The organism is Streptomyces rimosus (assembly GCF_008704655.1).
Classification (GTDB): Bacteria; Actinomycetota; Actinomycetes; order Streptomycetales; family Streptomycetaceae; genus Streptomyces; species Streptomyces rimosus.
In genome coordinates this window covers 5813908-5833695 of sequence record NZ_CP023688.1, presented here as the reverse complement: position 1 = coordinate 5833695, position 19788 = coordinate 5813908, and the positions used below count along the sequence as shown (strand labels likewise).

Sequence of the window (19788 nt, the reverse complement as noted above, 5' to 3'; positions counted from 1 at the left end):
CCCGATGGCGTTCACCCTCGCCCCCCACGTCAGCAGTGTGCGCACCCCCGGAGGGATGGTGCTGCTCAACGCCCGTACGGGCCGCTACTGGCAGATGAACGACACCGGGGCGTTCGTCCTGGAGCACCTCCTGGCGGGCGGCACCACCGCATCGGCCGCCGACGAGCTGCGCAGCCGCCACCCCTCGGCGGCCCACCGGGTGGCCGCGGACGCCGTGGCGCTGCTGGAGTCGCTCCAGTCGGCGAAGCTGGTGACCTGGTGAGCGTGCCCGTCGCCCTGGGCGAGCGCGCGCGGCTGTCCTTCGCAGAGCGCTGCGCCGCCCTCGGCTGCGCGGCCGTGGCCCGCGTCCTGGTGTCGTGTTCGCCGCGTACGCTCTGCCGCGTCCTGGAGGCCGTACGCCGGGGAGCCCGCCCCGCCACCGAGCCGCAGGCCGCCCGCGCCCGGCACGCCGTCGTCACGGTCAGCGTGCGCTGCGCGGGCAACGGCTGTCTCCAGCGCTCCGTGGCCACCGTCCTGTTGTGCCGCCTGCGCGGCCGGTGGCCGCAGTGGTGCACGGGTGTGCGGACGGAGCCGTTCCGCGCCCATGCGTGGGTGGCGGTGGACGGCCGTCCCGTAGGGGAGCCGGACGACACCCGGCTCTACCGGCCGCTGCTGCGCGTCCCGCGCTGAGCGCCGAGGTCCGGCCGGTGCGGGCGCGAGGCGGTCAGCCGGCCGCCCGCGGGGGCGCCATGGAGATGCGGTAGTCGCACAGCACCATGTCGGTCTTCCGGCCCTTCTCGTCCTGGGCCTTTATCGCGGTCCGGCTGCCGTCTCGGGGCGCCCCCACCACGACGTCGTCGCCCTTGGCCCAGCAGCCGCCGTCTTCGGTGGGCTTCACCTCGGCATCCCGGTAACGCAGGTCGACGACCACGCCCTTACCGCTGGGCAGGCTCACCGGGCGCGTCCGGCCCTGGCCCACGGCGTCCGCCTGCCATGCCTTGCCTGCGTGCACCATGAAGTCCGGGTAGCCGCGGAAGACGCACCCGTTCGCACCGGTGTTGACCGCCGAGAGGCGGGCCTCCCGGTGCGGTGTGCGGGCCTTCTTCTTCAGTACCGTCACCTTCCACTTCAGGCCCTTGGTCGTACAGTTCGCCTGGAACGCGTCGACACGCGGGTCGTCGCAGGCGACCAAGCCGCCGCTCAGCACGAGCACGGCCAGAGCCGCCACGGTCAGCGGACGCTTTCGCACAGGGACCCCCAACAGTCCGGCTATGGTTCTTGCCGTCGGTAAGGAGGGGTTCCCGGGCTTATAGGTTGCTTATACGGCAAAAGTTCGGCCATCAGCCCAACTGCGCCATCACGGCCGCGTCCTCCTCGGGCAGCCACACCGGGCCGTCCGGCCGCCGCAGCCAGCCGCGCCCGGCGGCCAGTTCCCGGCAGGCCGTACGCAGCGCGTCCAGGCCCGTGTGGCGCAGGCCGCGCCGCCACACCAGGGATATCGGGGACAGCGGTACGGGGTCGGTGACCGGCCGCAGCACCATCCCCGGCACATCGATGAACTCGACGCTGGCCAGCACCGACCAGCCCTGTTTGCGGACCACCCGCAGGAACTCCGCCTCCCCGTCGATCTCCGGGAACGGCTCCGCCATCGCGATGCCCCGCCCGGCGAAGAGGCGGGCGGCGAGGTCGGTCCACTCGGCGGTGTGCGGGTTCCCGGCGGCGGCGTACAGGGTCTCGCCCGCGAGCGCGGACAGCGGGACGGCGGGGCGGGCCGCCAGGGGATGACCGGCGTCCAGCAGGACGGCCATCGGCTCGAACCGTACGGGCTGGTGTGCCAGGCGGGACCGCAGCGACGCGGGCAGCCCGGCGAAACGGCCGAAGGAGACGTCCAGCCGCCCGGCGGCGAGTTCGGCCGCCGCTCCGGTCAGGCCGCTGTGGAAGCGCGCGACGAGTTCACAGTCCGGGGCCCGGCGGCGGGCCTCCTCCAGGGCGGTGTGCGCCGTGCCGATGGGGACGCCGACGTCGACCAGCAGGGGGCGGTCCTCGGGCGCGCGGAAGGCGGCGGCCAGGTCGTCGTGGGCGGCCAGCACCCGGCGCGCGTACGGGAGCAGGCGGGTGCCGTCCTCGGTGAGGGCGACCCGGCGCGTCGTACGGTCGAAGAGGTCCGTGCCCAACTCCCGTTCCAGGCGCCGTATGTCGCGACTGAGCGCCTGCTGGGCGACGTAGAGGCGGGCGGCGGCGCGGGTGAAGTGCAGTTCGTCGGCGACGGTGGTGAAGGCGCGGAGCAGGCGCGGGTCGAGGTCTCGGGGCACGGGCACATCGTGCCACCGGCCGCACGGCCGTGATTGACAACGGGAGTGCGTGAATGCGCGCGGATCAGGTGTTGGACGGGGAACGGGCCGCGCCGCGACCGTAGTCGGGTGATCCTCTTCCTCGCCTCCCGGCCCGTGACCACCCCGCCCGTCCGCCCCGTCCGCCGTCCGCGCCGCCGCTGCCCCGCGGTGCTCCGGCGCGCGCTCGGGCCGTACGGACGGATCTTCACCGTCCCCGGCGCGCGTGCCTTCACCGCCGCCAACCTGCTCGCCCGGCTGCCTATGGGCATGTTCAGCGTCAGCGCGATCCTGATGATCGCCGGGTCGCGTGGCTCGTACGCGCTGGCCGGGGCGGTCACCGCGACCGGGCTGGCGGCGACGGCGGTGGCCGGGCCGTGGACGGCGCGGCTGGTCGACCGCTACGGGCAGGCCAGGATCGCCGTACCCGCGACGGCGCTCGCCGTCCTCGGCTCGCTGGCCCTGGTCCTCTGCGTCCACCTGGACGCGCCGTCCTGGACGCTGTTCGCCGCGTACGCCTGCACCGCGACCACACCGAACACCGGCGGCATGGCCCGCGCGCGCTGGGCCCACCTCCTGCGGGACGACCCACGCGCGCTGCACACCGCCAACTCCTTCGAGCAGGCGGCGGACGAGGTGTGCTTCATGCTCGGGCCGGTGCTGGCGGCCTTTCTGTGCACCGCGCTGTTCCCGGAGGCCGGCACGCTGACCGGCGCGGTGCTGCTGCTGAGCGGGGTGCTGCTGTTCGCCGCCCAGCGCCGCACCGAGCCACCGGCCACACCGGCGTCCGGCCGGCGCGGCGCCGGGCGGCTCGTCACAGCGCTGCTGCCGCTCCTGCTGACCTTCCTCGCCACCGGCGCGGTCTTCGGCTCGCTGGAGGTCGTCACGATCGGCTTCACGGACGCGCACGGGCAGCGCGCGGTGGCGGGCGCGCTGCTGGCCCTCCAGGCGGCGGGGTCCTGTGCGGCGGGACTGCTGTACGGGGTGCTGCGCCCGGCCGGGCCCGCGGGACGCCGTTTCCTGCGGTGCGTCGCGGTGATGGCCGCGCTGACGTGGCTGCCCCTTACGGCCGCGGGCGCGGGCGGCGGGTTCCTCCTGGCGGCGGGGCTGCTGCTCGCCGGGATGGCCACCGCGCCGACCATGGTCACCGGCATGGGGCTGATCCAGTCCCGGGTGCCGCAGGGGCGGCTGAACGAGGGCATGACGCTGGCCGTCACCGCGCTGCTGACCGGCATCGCGGCGGGTTCGGCGACGGGCGGCTGGGCCGTACAGCACCTGCCGGAGGGCACCGCTGCGGGGTACGGCGTGCCCGCGGCGGCCGCCGCCCTGGCGCTGGCGGTGGCCGGCACCGCCCACGCCGTACGGCCCGCCCGGCGTCCGGCATGAGCCGCGGAACGACGAAGGCCCCGCTGCCGGGGCAGCGGGGCCTTCGCCTCACATGGGGTGACGGGTCCGGGGGCCGGGGCCTCCGGTTTCTCCGTCGAGTGGAGATGGCGGGAATCGAACCCGCGTCCAACGGTGCGGAAACAGGGCTTCTCCGAGCGCAGTCCGCTGCGATTTTCTCGGCCCCGGAGATCTCGCGGACAAGTCTCCGACGGGCTCAGTCACTGTTTGATTTCCTCCTAGGACCCGTGACCGGACCTAGAAGTTTAGTTCCCTAGCTGATGCCAGGATCCGGGTCGGGAACACCCCCGGGCTGACACTTCGCAGGTCGCTACTTAGGCAGCGAGGGCGAAGGAATCGCGCTTGGTGTTGGCGATTATTTTTTGCGACATATGGTTTACGAGATCATTGCCGCTTCCTCGGCTCGCTTCCCCTGCTTCGACATCCGCTGTCGAAACCGATCATCCCCATGTTGTTTTATCAAGGTGGTGCCTGCACCGGCGTGCGGTGCGTAGCCCATCGTACGTGACCAACGCGCGACGATGCCAGCGTATTCCGGCGGCCGGGCCCCGCGGCGCTCAGGCCCGCTCGCGCCGCTTGGCCGCCGAGATCGCCCGGTCCGCCTCGCGCCGGTCCTGCTGCTCGCGCAGCGTCTGCCGCTTGTCGTACTCCTTCTTGCCCTTCGCCAGCGCGATCTCGACCTTCGCGCGGCCGTTCTTGAAGTACAGCGACAGCGGCACGATCGTGTGGCTGGTCTCCTGCGACTTCGACTCCAGCTTGTCGATCTCCATGCGGTGCAGCAGCAGCTTGCGCTTGCGCCGCGCGCTGTGGTTGGTCCACGTGCCCTGGGCGTACTCCGGGATGTGCACGTTGTGCAGCCACGCCTCGCCGCGGTCGATCTGCACGAAGCCGTCCACCAGGGACGCCCGGCCCTGGCGCAGCGACTTGACCTCGGTGCCGGTCAGCACCAGCCCGCATTCATAGGTGTCCAGGATGAGGTAGTCGTGCCGCGCCTTCTTGTGCTGGGCGATGAGCTTGCGGCCGGACCCGTCGTCCTTCTTGTCCTTCTTCTTGTTCGCCTTAGCCATAGTGGCGCCATTTTCGCACTACGCCCCGCCCCCGAGGCCACTCAATACCGTACGGGCGCGGTCCTGGGCGTCGTCCTCGGCGATCAGGTCCGGGGTGATGCCGCGCTCGTCCACCGTCCGGCCCGAAGGGGTGCGGTAGCGGCCGACGGTCAGCTCGGCGACCGAGCCGTCCGGCTGCCGGCTGGGCAGCTGCACCGAGCCCTTGCCGAAGGTCGGGGTGCCGACCACGACCGCACGGGCGCGGTCCTGGAGCGCCCCGGCGAGGAGTTCGCCGGCACTCATCGTGCCGCCGTCCACCAGGACCGCGAGGGGGATCTGCGTGTTGCCGCCGTCCTCGGCGTACAGGGCGCGCTGGCTGCCGTGGACGTCGTACGTGGCGACCAGGCCGCCGTCCAGGAAGGCGGAGGCGGCGGTGACCGCCTCGCGCACCAGGCCGCCGGTGTTGCCGCGCAGGTCCAGCAGCACCCCGCCGCGCGGGGAGGCGGCGCGCACCGCCCGGCGGATCTCCTCGCCGGTGCCGCTGCTGAAGGCGCCGACCCTGATGCGGGTGGGGCCGTCCGGGCCGTCGGGGTGGTCGGTGATCACGTTCTGGTCGCGCAGGTGGGCCCGGTGCAGGGTCTCGGCCCACTGCCGCGTGCCGCGGCGCAGCTCCAGCTCGACGCGGCTCCCGGCGCCCGGTGGAGATCCTTCCGCGGCCGCTCCGGCGTTGCCGCGCAGCCGCGCCACCACGTCGGTGACCTGGGCGCCGCGCGAGGCCACGCCGTCCACGGTGCGCAGCTCGTCACCGGGCCGGATGCCGGCCGCCGCCGCGGGGCCGCCGGGCCGCACCCGGGAGACCAGGACGCGGCCGTCCGCCGCCTGCCGCAGCCACAGACCGACGCCCACGTAGGCGCCGTCCAGTTCCTGCTGGAACTCTTCGTACTCGCGCGCCGAGAACGCCGTCGACCAGCGGTCGCCGCTGCGGCCGACCACCTCGCCCGCCGTGCCGGCACCGGCCGCGGCCGGCCCGGCGGCGTGCCGGTCCGCGCGCTTTTGCCGGTGGACGCTGTCGGCCTCGGCGGCCACCCGCTCCGGTATCCGCCGTTCCTCCGGCCGCCGCCCGCTCTCCTCCCAGGTGCCCGCCGCGGCGCCGGTGGCCAGGACGCTGACGAAGACCAACGTCAGGGCCGCCCCGCGGCGGTTGCGGCGGGGCCGGGCGAACAAACACGGGCCCGTCATGCCGGTGAGTGTAGGCCAGAAAGAAGCGCCGTACGGGCAGTTGACCGTACGGCGCTCTTGGCATGAGTCACACCTTGAGGTACTTGCGGAGCGCGAAGAACGCGGCGAGCGCCGGCATCAACAAACCGATCAGCAGCACCAGCGGCAGCACCGCCACGACCGAATCCCAGCCAATGAACTGGATGACCTGGATCCGCGCCGCCAGCCAGTTGTTGATCAGCACCCACTTGCCGCCGACGATCAGCACACAGGCGAACACCGCGCCGAGCAGGCCCGCGATGGCCGCCTCCAGGATGAACGGCATCTGGATGTAGAAGCTCGACGCGCCCACCAGGCGCATGATCCCGGTTTCCCGGCGCCGGCTGAACGCGGACACCCGTACGGTGTTGACGATCAGCATCAGCGCCACCAGCAGCATCAGCGCCATCACCACCAGCGCGGCGATGTTCATGCCGTTGAGCAGGTTGAACAGCGGCTCCACGGTGTCCCGCTGGTCCTGCACCTCCTGCACGCCCGGCCGCTCGGAGAACGCCGACTTGATCACTTCGTACTTCGTGGGGTCCTTGAGCTTGACCCGGAAGGACTCCGGCATCTGATCCGGGGTGACCAGGCCCGCGATGGGCGTGTCGCCGAACTGCTCCTTGTAATGCTTGTACGCCTGGTCGCTGGACTCGTGCTGCACGTTCTGCACGATCGGCAGGCGGTCCAGCTCGGCCTTTATGTCGTCCTTCTGCTGCTGGGTGGCGGGACCCTTGGCGCAATGGGCGCCGGTCTCGCTGTCGTTCTTGTTGCAGAAGAAGATGGAGACATTGACCTTGTCGTACCAATAGCCCTTCATCGTGCTGACCTGGTCGCGCATCAGGAGCGAGGCGCCGAACAGGCCGAGGGAGAGGGCGACGGAGACGATGACCGCGAAGGTCATCGTGAGATTCCGGCGGAGACCGACGCCGATCTCCGACAGGACGAACTGGGCGCGCATGGCGTCCTTTCAGTGCTGGGGGCCGTACACGCTTAGTGCTGGTAGCCGTACACGCCGCGCGACTGGTCGCGTACGAGCCGGCCCTTTTCGAGTTCCATGACCCGCTTGCGCATCTGGTCGACGATCTGCTGGTCGTGGGTGGCCATGACCACGGTCGTACCGGTGCGGTTGATCCGGTCCAGCAGCTTCATGATGCCGACCGAGGTCTGCGGGTCGAGGTTGCCGGTGGGCTCGTCGGCGATGAGCAGCAGCGGGCGGTTGACGAACGCCCGCGCGATGGCGACGCGCTGCTGCTCACCACCGGACAGCTCGCCCGGCATCCGGTCCTCCTTGCCGCCGAGGCCGACGAGGTCGAGGACCTCGGGAACCGTCTTGCGGATCTGGCCGCGCGGCTTGCCGATGACTTCGAGGGCGAAGGCGACGTTCTGCCCCACCGTCTTGTTGGGGAGCAGCCTGAAGTCCTGGAAGACGGTGCCCACCTGGCGCCGCATCTGCGGCACCTTCCAGTTGGAGAGCTTCGCGAGGTCCTTGCCCAGAACGTGCACGGCGCCATGGCTGGCGCGCTCCTCGCGCAGCAGCAGGCGCAGGAAGGTGGACTTGCCGGAGCCCGAGGAGCCCACCAGGAAGACGAACTCGCCGCGCTCGATCTCCAGGGAGACATCCCTGAGGGCGGGGCGGTTCTGCTTCGGGTAGGTCTTGGATACGTTGTCGAATCGGATCACTGATGCACCACGGTCGACCTGGGTAGCGGCACGGGATGCCCCGGTTGTGGCTCCCGTCGGTGAGCGTGACCCTACGCGAGTTCCGCGCGACGGCGCAGTCGCCGTTCGGGGTTGGTGCGTTTATTCACGGCATCTACGGGGACAAACCGAACACATTCCGGCCCGCCGGCCCGGCGGATGCCGCCGAAAAGGCCGGAAGGTGACCGGGGCGCGCCCTTCTGCCGCCGAGCTGGCACAGTGGTAAGGGAACCATCGTGGTTGCCTGCGCGTTGCAGCGGTTGAGGAGGAGGTCGCATGACGTACGACCGGCTGGTGTGCGCCAACTGCGCGGCCCCTGTGAATGAGGGCCGCTGCCCCGTGTGCCGGGCCAGCAGGGAACGGCTGCAGGAGACCGGGCTGTTCGGCCAGGTGACGCCCGCGGCGCTGGTGGCGCTGCTGGTGGCGCTCATCGCACTTGCCGTGCTGGTGCACCAGGCCGCGTGAGCGCGGACCGCCAAGTGCGGGTCGGTTGACGCGTTGTGTACAGAGCGTCGCTCCGGGTGAGCGGCAGTGCGCGTACCGATGCCGACGAGAACACCGAAGGGCCCGGAGCGCCGAGTGCGCTCCGGGCCCTTCGTCATGCGCTGCCCCGGGTGCGGGGCGGGGCCTGATGTCAGGCCGCGGCCGCGCCGCCGCCCTTGTTGATCAGGCGCGGCATCAGGCGGAAGCCGATGCCACCGGCGATCATCGTCGCCGCGCCGACGAGCAGGAAGGTGGTGCCGGAGGCACCGGTCTCCGCCAGCTCGCCGCCCTTGGCCTGCTGCTTCGGCTGGCCGGGCGTGTTGACGATCTGCTCGTTGCCCTCGCCGGGCTGCTCGATGGGCGCGGTGCCCTCGTTGTCGGTACCGGTGCCGGTGCCGTCGTCGCTGCCACCGGTGCTGCCACCGGAGCCGCTGCCGCCGGTGCTGCCCGAACCGCCGGAGTCACCGGAGCCGCCGGTCTGGCCGCCGCTGTGGCCGCCGGACTGGCTGCCGCCGGTCTGCGAACCACCGGTCTGGGAGCCGCCGGTCTGCGAACCGGACTGACCACCGGACTGGGTACCACCGGACTGAGTACCGCCGGACTGCGTGCCACCCGACTGGGTACCACCGGACTGGGTGCCGCCCGACTGCGTACCACCGGACTGCGTACCGCCCGACTGCGTACCACCGGACTGGGTACCACCGGACTCGCTGCCGCCGGTCTGGGAACCACCGGTCTGGGAACCACCGGTCTGGCTGCCGCCAGTCTGCGAACCACCGGTCTCGCTGCCGCCGGTCTGCGAACCACCGGTCTCGCTGCCACCGGTCTGCGAACCACCAGTCTCGCTGCCACCGGTCTGGCTGCCACCGGAGTCGGAACCGCCCGAGTCGGAGCCGCCGATGATCCCACCGATGACTCCGCCGATGATCCCGCCGTCCGGCGAGCCCACCGTCTGATCGGTACCGACCGCCGAGGCGGCCCCGGCCGCGGTGAGCGACGCACCGGCCGCGATCACCGCGCCGGCCGCAATGCGCGCTACGCGCAGCCGCGTCTTCTTCGTCATGTGCCTGCTACCCCCAGTAGCTCTACTCGTCTGTGGAGCATCGCTGTTCGGGGCGGCGGCCGACCCGGGTACACGAGTCGCGGCGCCGCCCGGCGGCCGTCGCACTCAGATCCCCGTTCCCGCACACGCCCCGAGACATACGCATGCCGCGTACCACCCTTCCCAGTTCTCACATCGCCGTCAAGGTCAAATAAAGGCGCGATGACCGAATTGAGATGAGTTGCGGGGTCCATGGACGTATGACTGTGACCAAATTGCCACAGAGGCACCGGGCAGCAAAAAACAACTGCCGCTCGAAAAGCGGCAGTTGTTTTTCACCGAAAATTCGGACGGCTTTCCGCCGCTCCTTACTTGCCCTGCTCCTGCTGCTTGCGCCAGCGGATACCGGCCTCCAGGAAGCCGTCGATGTCGCCGTCGAGCACGGCCTGTGGATTGCCGACCTCGAACTCGGTACGCAGGTCCTTGACCATTTGGTAGGGGTGCAGGACGTACGAACGCATCTGGTTGCCCCAGGAATTGCCGCCGTCGCCCTTGAGCGCGTCCATCTTGGCCTGCTCCTCCTGGCGGCGGCGTTCGAGCAGCTTCGCCTGGAGGACGTTCATCGCGGTCGCCTTGTTCTGGATCTGCGAGCGCTCGTTCTGGCAGGAGACGACGATGCCGGTCGGGATGTGCGTCAGGCGCACCGCGGAGTCGGTGGTGTTGACGCCCTGGCCGCCGGGGCCGGAGGAGCGGTACACGTCGACGCGCAGCTCGGACTCGTCGATCTCGATGTGGTCGGTCTGCTCGACCACCGGCAGCACCTCGACGCCCGCGAAGGACGTCTGGCGGCGGCCCTGGTTGTCGAAGGGCGAGATGCGCACGAGGCGGTGGGTGCCCTGCTCGACGGAGAGGGTGCCGTAGGCGTACGGCACCTGGACGGCGAAGGTGGTCGACTTGATGCCGGCCTCTTCGGCGTAGGAGGTCTCGTACAGCTCGGTCTTGTACCCGTGCCGCTCGGCCCAGCGCAGGTACATGCGCTGGAGCTTCTCGGCGAAGTCGGCGGCGTCCACACCGCCGGCCTCGGCGCGGATGTTGACGACGGCCTCGCGGGAGTCGTACTCGCCGGACAGGAGGGTGCGTACCTCCAGCTCGTCGACCGCCTTGCGGACGTCGGCCAGCTCGCCCTCGGCCTCGGCGCGGGCCTCCTCGTCGCCCTCGGCCTCGGCGAGCTCGAAGAGCACCTCGAGATCGTCGACCCGGCCGCGCAGCTCCTCGGCCCGGCGCAGCTGGCCCTGGAGGTAGGACAGCCGGCTGGTGATCTTCTGCGCGCTCTCCGGGTCGTCCCACAGGGACGGCGCCGCGGCCTGCTCCTCAAGCGCAGCGATATCGGCCCTCATCTTGTCGAGGTCCAGGACGGCCTCGATCGACCCCATGGTCGAGGAGAGGGACTTCAGCTCTTCGGATACATCGACGACTGCCACGCACCCCAGCCTAACGGCTGCCGCCGCATCCATGCCCCGACCCTCGCGCGGCGTCCCGGGCGCGGGCGCGTGGCCGCAGGTGGGGTGGGGTGCGGCGGCGCCGGTACGGGCCGTCCGGCCCCGTGCGGGAGCGGACGGCCGTCCTCAAGGCGTACGGCCCACGGGGCTCAGCGCACGGGCCGGGTAGTGGACGTCTCGGACTGATGCACGCCCGGCTTGGCGTCGCCGGAGTCGCCGTGCTGCGCGGCGAACCACCCGCCGATCCCGGCGGCGGCCACCACCGCGGCGGCGGCCAGGCCCAGCTTGACCCGGCGGCGGCGCACCGCCTCCCGGTGCCGGGCCGACCCCGCCCGGCGCTCGCCCGCGGCGCGCGGCGCGCGGGCCGTGCCGTGGGCGCCGCCCGCCAGCTCGTCCGGGCCGGGGACGCGCATGCTCGTGTGGGTCTCGCGGTTCGAGTCGGGGGCGGCGGAGCCGTGTACGAGCGGTACGGCGCCGCGCGGCCGGGTGCCGCCCGGGGCGACCGGCGGGTAGAGGGCTTCCTCGTACGGGCCGGAGGCGGTCGCCGCGCCGGACGCGTACGGTCCGGTGGCGCCCTCCCCGGACTCCTGCCCGGCCTGCTCGGACGTTTCGTCGCCCGGCTCGTCGATGTCCAGCGGCGGGTGGCCGGCCAGGCCCGGCAGGATCTCGCGCAGCCGGGAGGCCAGTTCGGAGGCGCGCAGCCGGGAGGCGGGCGCCTTGGCCAGGCACTGCAGGAGCAGCTGCCACAGTTCGTCCGGAATGCCGGGCAGCGGCGCCACGGATTCGGTGACGTGGCGGCGCAGCACCGCGCCGGGGTGGCCGCCGCCGAACGGCGTGAAGCCCGCGAGCAGCTCGTAGAGGACCGTGGCGAGCGCGTACACGTCGACGGACGCGCGCGGCGGCAGGCCCTCGATGATCTCGGGGGCGAGGTAGTCGGGGGTGCCGATCACCTTGGCCGAGCGCGGCCCGCCGGCCGGGGCCTGGTGGAGGCGCGGCGCGTCGACGAGGCGGGCGATGCCGAAGTCGGTGAGCAGCGCGGGGTGGGCGCCGCCGGGGCCGAGCGGGCCCTGCATGTCCAGCAGGACGTTCTCCGGCTTGACGTCGCGGTGCACGATGCCCGCCTTGTGGGCGGCGGCGAGGCCGTCGGCCACGTCGGCGACGATGGCGACGGCGGCCTCGGGGGCGAGCCGGCGCTCCCGCTCCAGGCGGGTGCGCAGGTCCGTGCCCCGTACGAGGTCCATGACCAGGGCGAGGTCGTTGCCGTCGACCACCAGGTCGCGCACGGCGACGACGTGCGGGTGCTCCAGGCCGAGCAGCGCCGCCCGCTCCTGCACGAAGCGGCCGACCAGCTCCTGGTCGGCGGCGAGGTCCTCGCGCAGCAGCTTGATGGCGACGGGCCCCTCGGGTCCGTCGCCGAGCCATACCGTGCCGGCGCTGCCGCGACCAAGGATCTGGTGGGTGGTGTACCGGCTGCCGATCTTCCGTGCCAAGACTGCTCCGACGTGTCGGGCCCGCTGAGCGTCCTCAGGGGGCTGAAGGTGGCGTCAAAGCTACGCGGGTCGCAGGGGGTTGCGTGCCCAGGATCGCCCGGGGCATCACTTCTGTGGGGGAAATCGCCCTTTGGAAGTCGACAAATCTCCTTGGTCGCGTGCCGCGCGCGGGCCGGCCGCCATCCGGGCGCGCGCCGGATCCGCCCGTACGGCCCGGCGCGCAGCCGTCACTTGAACCAGTTGCCGATGTCCCTGACGAAGTCCCGGACGCCGCCGATGACGTCGCCGATCTGTTCGAAGTACCCCTTGGTGGTACCGATCCACTCCTGGAGCGGGGAGAACTCCCAGACCGCCCAGCCGCCGACGAACAGGATCACCAGCACGAACAGACAGCCCTTGAGGCAGCCCAGACCCGGGATGCGCATCGGGTTGGCGCTGCGCTGCCGTGGCTCGCGGCGCGGGCGGGGCTCCCGCTCGCGGGGCGGCTCGGGCTCGTAGTGCCGGGGCGGCGGCTGCTGGCGGCGCGGCGCCTGCTGCGGCTGGTGCTGCGGGGGCTGGTAGGGCGCCGGGGCCTGCTGCTGGTACGGCGCGGGGGCCTGCTGCTGGTACGGCTCCTGGTAGCGCGGCGGCTGCTGCTGGGGGCGCTGCGGCGGCTGCGCGGGCTGCCGCTGCGGGCGGCGGCGCAGCGGGTCCTCGCCCGGGTCCAGGTACTGCGTCTGCTCGTTGCGGTCCCGGGCGGCCCGCATCTGGGACTCCCAGGGGTGCGGCCCGTCGGGTTGGCCACCGGGCGGGCCGGGCGGTACGGGAGGCATCGCGCGGGTCGGGTCGGCGCCGCCCTGGCCGTTGCCGAAGCCCTGGCCCTGGCCGCCGGGGCCCGAGGCGAACACCTGGGTCGGGTCGGCGTCGGGGCCGCCGCCCTGGCCGCCGGTGGACGGCAGTACGGCGGTCGCCGCGGCCGGGTCGTACGCGCCCGCGCCGCCGGTGGACGGCAGCACCTGGGTGGGATCGGCGTCGCCGGAGCCGTCCGCGCCGGTGCCGGGCACCGTGGCGGGGGACGGGTCGGGCGCGAGCAGGGCGGCGACGCCGAGCGCGGCCTCGGCCTGGGCGGCGGTGGCGTGCACGCCCACGCCCGCGGCGACCGTGCGCAGCGCGCGGGCCAGGTTCTCGGCGCTGGGGCGCTCGCCCGGCTCCTTGCGCAGGCAGTGCTCGATGACCGTCCACAGCGGCTCGGGGACGGTGGACGGGCGGCGCGGCTCCTCGCTGAGGTGGCGGTGCAGGACTTCGAGCGCGCTGGCGCCGCCGAACGGCGGGCGGCCGGTGACCAGCTCGTACAGCAGGATGCCGGCGCCGTAGATGTCCACGGCGGAGGTCTGCGGGCGGCCCTCGGCGGACTCGGGCGCCACGTAGGCGGGGGTGCCGACGAACTCGTGGGTGCGGGTCAGTCCGGGCGAGTCCGCGAGGCGGGCGATGCCGAAGTCGGTGAGCATCGGGTGCAGCTCGGCGGTGTCGCCCTCGCCGGTGCCCTTGAGCAGGACGTTGGCGGGCTTCAGGTCGCGGTGCACCACACCGTCGGCGTGGCTGGCGGCCAGCGCGTCGGCGATCTGGGCGGTCAGCAGGGACGCGGCGACGGGGCTGAAGGGGCCGTTGTCGCGGAGGTGGCGGTGCAGGTCGGGGCCGTCGATCAGGTCCATGACCAGCGCCAGCAGATCGCCCTCGACGACCAGGTCGCGGGTGCGCACGATGTTCGGGTGGGTCAGCCGCAGCAGGACCGAGCGCTCCCGCAGGAAGCGCATGACCACGTCCGCGTCGTGCGCCAGCTCCTCCTTGAGGACCTTGATCGCGACCGTCTCGCCCGGCTCGCCGGCCACCGCGGCCTCGGCGCCCGCCGTCTCTCTCTGCCGGGCACGCCAGACAGTGCCCGTGGCACCGCGTCCCAGCGGCTCCTCAAGCAGGTACTTGCTGCCTACCGGCCGCACGTGCGCTCCCTGGTCGTGGTCGATCCTTGCCGGGCCCGGTGGGTCGCCGCGGCCCGTCGCCCCACTGTAGTGCCGCCGTACCGGCCGTACGCCGGGACGATCGGGCGGGGCTTGCAGGAAAGACGCGCATTCAGGACAGATGGTTGCCGCCGCTTCCGGATCGATGTCCACGTCAGGCCGAACAGCGAACGCCGATGATCGAAAATTGGACTTTCGCAGGGCACGATCAGGCGGTTTTGCGTCCGGTGCCGACCAATCAAGATCACTGAGTGATGGTCGGCGGGCGTGTTGTCAGTGGCAGGTGCGAGGATGCACCCAGCACGGGAGCGGTGGGGGTGCGGGGCCCCCGTCGCGCGCGTGCGGCGCGGGAGCCCGGTGCTCCCCGCGTCGGGACTTGTACGTGCCGAAGTGCCCGGGTGCGGTGGGGGAGGTCACGGGGCCCCCGCCGAACGGTCCGGGCGGAAGGGACCGTTGACGGCGATGCAGATCCGGCTGACCGTCCTCGCGCCGCGCAGCGGCCACCCCACGCGGGCCTGTGACGTCCTCGTCACGGCCCCCGCCGGGACGGCGCTCGCCACGGTCGCGAGCGGCCTCGCGGCGGCCGTCGCCGGGTCCGGCGCGGACATCGGCGCCTCCGGCAGCGGCAGCAGCGGCAAGGCCGGCGGCGCCGCGGGCGCCGCGGGCGGCCCCGTCGTGCTGTACGCCGGCACCGACCGCCTGGACCCGCAGCGCGCCGCGGTCGGCGAACCCCCGCTCATAGACGGCGCGGTGCTCTCGCTCGGCGCCCCCGGCCCCGCCCCCGCGCACGGCCTGCCGCACGGCGCCCCCCGGCTGCGGGTCGTCTCCGGGCCCGACGCCGGCGGCGTCCACCTCCTGCACGGCCAGGGCGGCGCGATCCGCGTCGGCCGCTCGGCGCAGGCCGACGTGCCCCTCGACGACCCGGACGTCTCCCGGCTGCACTGCGCGGTGACGGTCGAGCCGGACGGCTCGGTGCTGGTCGCCGACCTCCGGTCGACCAACGGCACGGCCGTCGGCGGCGCCGAGGTCGGCGAGCACCCGGTGCCGCTGCCGCCCGGCGCGCTGCTGCGCATCGGCGAGTCCGCGCTGCGCCTGACGCCCGCCCCGGCCGAGCCCGACCCGGCCCTGGTGTGCGCGCCCGACGGCGAGGGCCGGCTGCGCGTCTCCCAGCCGGAGGCGGACGCCCCGGGGGCCGACGGCGGCCCCCTCCGCCCCGGTGTCCCCGCCGCCCGGTCCGGCGCCCCGCGCCCCGGGACACCGGACCACCGCTCCCCCGCCGCACCCCCGGCCGCCCCGGAGGCCACGGGCCCCTATGCCGCCCCGTACGGCGCCGGGCATCCGCGGGAGGAACTGCCCGCTGCGTACGACAGCCCGGGCCGCCGGGGCACCCCCCTGCGCGGCACCCCGTATCCCGGCAGCCCCCAGGAGCGGTACGAGCCGTACGGTGACGGGCAGACCCATGGCGGCCGGCAGGGCTTCGCCCCCGCCGACCTGCGCGAAGGCCCACACGGAAGCTCACAAGGAGGCCCGGACGGCGGCCCCCTCGAAGACCCCCACGACGATCCGCGCGAAGACCCGCGCAAGGCCGCGCGCCGGGGCGGACTCGGCGCCTGGGCCCGCCGGCTGACCGGCGCCCGGCCCGCCGCCGAGCGCCCCGGGCAGGCGCCCGCCCCCGCGCCGACGGTCTGGGAGGAACAGCAGCGGCAGTCCCGGGAGGCCGCCGGGGCCCCGGCCGACGAGGCGTACCGGCCCGCGGCCGAGCGGCTGAGCCCGGAGGCCGCGGACGAACGCTGGCCCGACCCGGCGACGATCCTGCTGACCGCGCTCGGCCCGGGCCCCCGCCTGTGGGAGCGCGGCCCGGACCACCCCGACGCGCTCACCGTCCGGCTCGGCACGGCCCCGCAGGACGGCGGCCGGTCCGCGGCGCCCGTGACGGTCGAGCTGCGCAAGGCGGGCGCCCTCGGACTGGCCGGGCCGCGTACCCGGCTCGGCGGCCTGGCCCGCGCCGCCGTGGCCCAGCTCGCCGCGCTGCATTCCCCCGCCACCCTCGAAATCGTGCTCCTGAGCACCGACCGCGCCCGCTCCCTCGAAGACCGGCTGGCCGACTGGTCCTGGCTGGGCTGGCTCCCCCAGGTGCGCCCGGCCCACTCCCAGGACTGCCGGCTGCTGCTCGCGTACGACAAGGAGCAGGCCGCCGCGCGTACGGCCGAGCTGGCGCGCCGCCTCGACGACGGCCCGCTGGGCCCGCAGTGGGCCGCCGCCGAGCGGTCCGCCGTGGCCTCCGCCGCCGCCCGCTACAACGGCCCGTACACCCTCCTGATCGTGGACGGCGACCCCGGTTCCCCGGCGCTGCGCGAGACGACCGCCCGGCTCGCGGCGAGCGGCCCGGCGGCCGGCATCCATGTGCTGTGCCTGGCCGAGACCCCGGCCGCCACCCCCGCCTTCCCGCTCGCCTCGACGTACGAGGCGGCCCGCGCGGCGTCGCCCGCCTTCGGCGAGTGCGGCGCGGTCGCGGTGCTCAGCGGCGACGTGGCCACGGCGCTGCGCGTCGTCCAGCCCGGCACGGGCCCGAACGGCACCGTCGCCGCGGTCGACGCGGTCTCCGGTGCCTGGGCCGAGCGGTTCGCGCGCGCCCTGGCACCGCTGCGCGAGGCCGACACGGGCACCGGCCTCGGCGGGCGCCCGGCGCGCAGCGCGGCCGTCCCCCTGCCGGACGCCTCCCGGCTGCTGGACGAACTGGGCCTGGCGCGGGCCACCCCGGCCTCGCTGATGGCCCGCTGGGCCGCCGCCTCCGACACCGGCCGGTCGGGCGCCGCTTCGGACACCGGCCTGCCGGGGGCCGCCGCCGTGCTCGGCGCGGGCCCGCACGGCCCGGTCTGCGCCGATCTCGCCGCCGACGCCTGCCATCTGCTGGTGACCGGCGGCCCGGGCAGCGGCAAGACGGAACTGCTGCGCTCGCTGGCCGCCTCGCTCGCCGCCGCCGACCGCCCGGACCTGCTCTCCCTGGTCCTGGTGGACGGCGCGGGCCCGGAGCGCGGCGAAGGTCTGCGGCTGTGCACGGACCTGCCGCATGTGACCACCCATCTGACGGCCTCCGATCCGGTGCGTATGCGGCAGTTCGCGCAGGCGCTCAGCTCCGAGCTCAAGCGCCGCGCCGAGACCCTGGCCGGCACGGACTTCGCCGAGTGGCGCGCCGCCCACCTGCCGGCGCCGCGCACCCCGGCCCCCCGCCGCTCGCCCGAGGCCGCGTCCGGCTCCTCACTGGCCGAGCGGGACGGCTCGTCCACCGGCACGCTGCGGCTGCGCGCGCGCAGTGTCCCCGGGCCCGGCGGCGAGGCGCAGGCGGTGCAGTCGGCGCCGATGCCCCGGCTGTTCGTGCTGGTCGACGACTTCGACGCGCTGGTCGCCCCGGCCCTCGGCAGTACGGGCCGCCCCGCGGCCGGTTCGGTGGTGCGCGCCCTGGAGGCGGTGGCCCGGGAGGGCGCGGCGCTCGGCATGCACCTGATAGCGGCCACCGGCCACCCGGACCGTACGAGCGACACGGCCACGGACCGGGCGGCCGGACTGCGGGTGGAGCTGGGCCCGGCGGCGGACGCGGCCGAGCCGGTGCCGCCGGGGCGCGGGCGCCTGCACCGCGCGGCGGACTCCTCCGTCACCCCGTTCCAGGCCGGCCGAGTGACCGGGCGCATACCCCGCACGTCCACGCTCCGCCCCACGGTCGTACCGCTGGAGTGGGAGCGGATGGGCGATCCGCCGGCCCGCCGCCCGCTGCGCGAGCTGGGCAACGGCCCCACCGATCTGGCGCTGCTGGCCAGCGCCCTGCAGCGGGCCGCCCAGTCCTGCGGCGCGCCCGCCGTACCGCCGCTGCTCTGACCGGGCCGCCCCGGCCGCCGTACGAACCGGTCCGGGCCGCCCGCCCGCGGCGCGCCCGCGAGGTGTACGCGAGGGGTAACGGGCCGGTCACGAAAGGCCAGTTGGGGCGGGAGGCGGTATTGCGGGGCCGGTGATCCGGGCGTAGACCTGAGCGCGGCGGGCCGCGCCGCGCGTGCGGGGGGCCGCCATTCGGCGCTCAAGTGCACCGCACGGGAGGGGCTTACGGGGATGGGCACTTCACGCATACGGCGCGCGGCCGCGCGCACCGCGACACCCGGCAGCACGACCGGCGGCACGCCTGCCGCCCGCACCCGCACCGCGGCGACCACCCGCGCCGCCCTGGCACTCGCCGCCGCGGGCGCGCTGACGCTGTCGGCGTGCAGCGGCAACGGCGGCGACGGCGGCAAGAGCGAGGGCAGCAGCACGTCCAGCGGCGCGACCTCCGTCCAGCTCCCCAAGCTGGACGGCCAGAAGTTGCAGGTCGCGGCGGTGTGGACGGGTCCGGAGCGGGCGAGCTTCCTGAAGGTGCTCGACGAGTTCGAAAAGCGCACCGGCGCCACCGTCAGCTACGTTCCCACCGGCGACGACATGGCCGGTTTCATCGGCTCGAAGGTGGCCGGCGGCGGCCCGCCGGACGTCGCGTTCCCGCCGCAGGTCGGCGTGTTGCGGGAGTTCGCCCGCAAGGGCTGGCTCAAGCCCCTGGGGCCCGCCGCCAAGGAGCAGCTCGCCAAGAACTTTTCCCCGGGCTGGCGGGAGCTGGGCTCGTACAAGGGCACCGAGTACGGCGTGTATTACAAGGCCAGCAACAAGTCGCTGGTCTGGTACAACACCAAGGCGTTCGAGAACGCGGGGGTGGCCGAGCCGAAGGACTGGGCCGAGTTCCTCAAGACGGCGCAGACCATCGCGGACTCCGGGGTGGCGCCGGTGTCGGTGGGCGGCGCGGACGGGTGGACGCTGACCGACTGGTTCGAGAACGTCTATCTCTCCCAGGCGGGTCCGGAGAAGTACGACCTGCTGGCCCAGCACAAGATCAAGTGGACCGACCCGTCCGTCACCAAGGCACTGACCGCGCTCGCCCAGCTCTACGGCAAGCCCGGCCTGCTGACCGGCGGCAACAGCGGCGCGCTGCAGACGCAGTTCCCCACCTCGGTCACCCAGGTCTTCAGCGGCGGCGACCAGCCGAAGAGCGCCATGGTCTCCGCCGGGGACTTCGCCGCCACCAACATCCAGCAGACCAAGGCCAAGATCGGCGAGGACGCCAAGGTCTTCCCGTTCCCCGCGGTGGGCTCCCGGTCGCCGGTGGTGACCGGCGGCGACGCGGCGGTGGCCCTGAAGGACACCAAGGGCGCGCAGGCGCTGCTCACCTTCCTCGCGTCCACGGACGCCGCGAAGATCTGGGCGCAGGCCGGCGGGTACATCTCCCCCAACAAGGAGCTGGACAAGGCCGCGTACGTGAACGACACGATGCGCAAGATCGCCGAGGCGCTGCTCAAGGCGGGCGACGACTTCCGCTTCGACATGTCCGACCAGGCGCCGGCGAGCTTCGGCGGCAAGCCGGGACAGGGCGAGTGGAAGGACCTCCAGGACTTCCTGAAGAACCCGAAGGACATCGCGGGCACCCAGAAGAAGCTGGAGCAGGACGCCGCCAAGGCGTACGGCAGCTGACCCGGCGCCCTTCGTACGGCCGCGG

The 19788-nt window shown here is 73.7% G+C and carries 16 protein-coding genes and 1 other RNA gene; 6 read left to right on the top strand and 11 right to left on the bottom strand.

The window, feature by feature from the left end; genetic code table 11:
* Positions 1 to 4: 4 nt before the first annotated feature.
* Positions 5 to 262: a lasso peptide biosynthesis PqqD family chaperone gene (locus tag CP984_RS25260; protein ID WP_003986507.1), complete on the top strand. Its 258-nt coding sequence runs from the start codon at positions 5 to 7 to the stop codon at positions 260 to 262.
* Complete coding sequence (locus tag CP984_RS25255) at positions 259 to 669, top strand: lasso peptide biosynthesis B2 protein (protein ID WP_003986508.1); 411 nt, start codon at positions 259 to 261, stop codon at positions 667 to 669. The genes CP984_RS25260 and CP984_RS25255 overlap by 4 nt, the downstream gene beginning before the upstream one ends.
* 34 nt (positions 670 to 703) lie before the next feature.
* Here CP984_RS25255 and CP984_RS25250 read toward each other — a convergent pair whose 3' ends face one another.
* On the bottom strand, positions 704 to 1228 hold the full coding sequence (locus tag CP984_RS25250; RefSeq protein ID WP_003986509.1) for a DUF4232 domain-containing protein: 525 nt from the start codon (positions 1226 to 1228) through the stop codon (positions 704 to 706).
* 91 nt (positions 1229 to 1319) lie between these two features.
* Positions 1320 to 2291, bottom strand: coding sequence for a LysR family transcriptional regulator (locus tag CP984_RS25245; RefSeq protein ID WP_030183288.1), 972 nt, complete (start codon positions 2289 to 2291; stop codon positions 1320 to 1322).
* Positions 2292 to 2399: 108 nt separating this feature from the next.
* Here CP984_RS25245 and CP984_RS25240 point away from each other — a divergent pair, with 108 nt between their 5' ends.
* Positions 2400 to 3695, top strand: coding sequence for an MFS transporter (locus CP984_RS25240; protein WP_030183291.1), 1296 nt, complete (start codon positions 2400 to 2402; stop codon positions 3693 to 3695).
* Positions 3696 to 3791: 96 nt separating this feature from the next.
* Here the strand turns inward: CP984_RS25240 and ssrA are convergent.
* The 5 genes from ssrA to ftsE all read right to left on the bottom strand — a co-directional run bounded on the left by ssrA (position 3792) and on the right by ftsE (position 7699).
* Positions 3792 to 4161: a transfer-messenger RNA gene (ssrA, locus tag CP984_RS25235) on the bottom strand.
* Between the two features lie 109 nt (positions 4162 to 4270).
* Positions 4271 to 4780 carry an SsrA-binding protein SmpB gene (smpB, locus tag CP984_RS25230; protein WP_003986511.1) on the bottom strand — a complete coding sequence of 170 codons (510 nt, stop codon included), beginning with the start codon at positions 4778 to 4780 and terminating at the stop codon, positions 4271 to 4273.
* Positions 4781 to 4798: 18 nt separating this feature from the next.
* Positions 4799 to 5998: a S41 family peptidase gene (locus CP984_RS25225; protein ID WP_030183294.1), complete on the bottom strand. Its 1200-nt coding sequence runs from the start codon at positions 5996 to 5998 to the stop codon at positions 4799 to 4801.
* Positions 5999 to 6065: 67 nt separating this feature from the next.
* Positions 6066 to 6977, bottom strand: coding sequence for a permease-like cell division protein FtsX (gene ftsX, locus CP984_RS25220; RefSeq protein ID WP_003986513.1), 912 nt, complete (start codon positions 6975 to 6977; stop codon positions 6066 to 6068).
* Positions 6978 to 7009: 32 nt separating this feature from the next.
* Positions 7010 to 7699 carry a cell division ATP-binding protein FtsE gene (ftsE, locus tag CP984_RS25215; protein WP_003986514.1) on the bottom strand — a complete coding sequence of 230 codons (690 nt, stop codon included), beginning with the start codon at positions 7697 to 7699 and terminating at the stop codon, positions 7010 to 7012.
* Between the two features lie 294 nt (positions 7700 to 7993).
* Between ftsE and CP984_RS25210 the strand changes: the two genes are divergently transcribed.
* Complete coding sequence (locus tag CP984_RS25210) at positions 7994 to 8182, top strand: hypothetical protein (protein WP_003986515.1); 189 nt, start codon at positions 7994 to 7996, stop codon at positions 8180 to 8182.
* A gap of 169 nt (positions 8183 to 8351) precedes the next feature.
* Here CP984_RS25210 and CP984_RS25205 read toward each other — a convergent pair whose 3' ends face one another.
* The 4 genes from CP984_RS25205 to CP984_RS25190 form a co-directional block, all read right to left on the bottom strand.
* Positions 8352 to 9263, bottom strand: a complete 912-nt coding sequence (locus CP984_RS25205; RefSeq protein WP_030183297.1) for a hypothetical protein — start codon at positions 9261 to 9263, stop codon at positions 8352 to 8354.
* Positions 9264 to 9610: 347 nt separating this feature from the next.
* Positions 9611 to 10723 carry a peptide chain release factor 2 gene (gene prfB / locus CP984_RS25200; RefSeq protein ID WP_003987432.1) on the bottom strand — a complete coding sequence of 371 codons (1113 nt, stop codon included), beginning with the start codon at positions 10721 to 10723 and terminating at the stop codon, positions 9611 to 9613.
* Between the two features lie 167 nt (positions 10724 to 10890).
* The gene (locus CP984_RS25195; protein ID WP_030183303.1) at positions 10891 to 12231 is read right to left on the bottom strand and encodes a serine/threonine-protein kinase; all 1341 of its coding nucleotides are present in this window, start codon (positions 12229 to 12231) and stop codon (positions 10891 to 10893) included.
* A gap of 227 nt (positions 12232 to 12458) precedes the next feature.
* Positions 12459 to 14207: a serine/threonine-protein kinase gene (locus CP984_RS25190; RefSeq protein WP_003987336.1), complete on the bottom strand. Its 1749-nt coding sequence runs from the start codon at positions 14205 to 14207 to the stop codon at positions 12459 to 12461.
* Positions 14208 to 14687: 480 nt separating this feature from the next.
* Between CP984_RS25190 and CP984_RS25185 the strand changes: the two genes are divergently transcribed.
* Together CP984_RS25185 and CP984_RS25180 are read left to right on the top strand one after the other, a co-directional pair.
* Positions 14688 to 18098, top strand: a complete 3411-nt coding sequence (locus CP984_RS25185) for an FtsK/SpoIIIE domain-containing protein (protein WP_030183305.1) — start codon at positions 14688 to 14690, stop codon at positions 18096 to 18098.
* 228 nt (positions 18099 to 18326) lie between these two features.
* A complete protein-coding gene (locus CP984_RS25180; protein ID WP_078575620.1) occupies positions 18327 to 19763 on the top strand; it encodes an ABC transporter substrate-binding protein in 1437 nt (478 codons plus the stop codon).
* Positions 19764 to 19788: the final 25 nt, after the last annotated feature.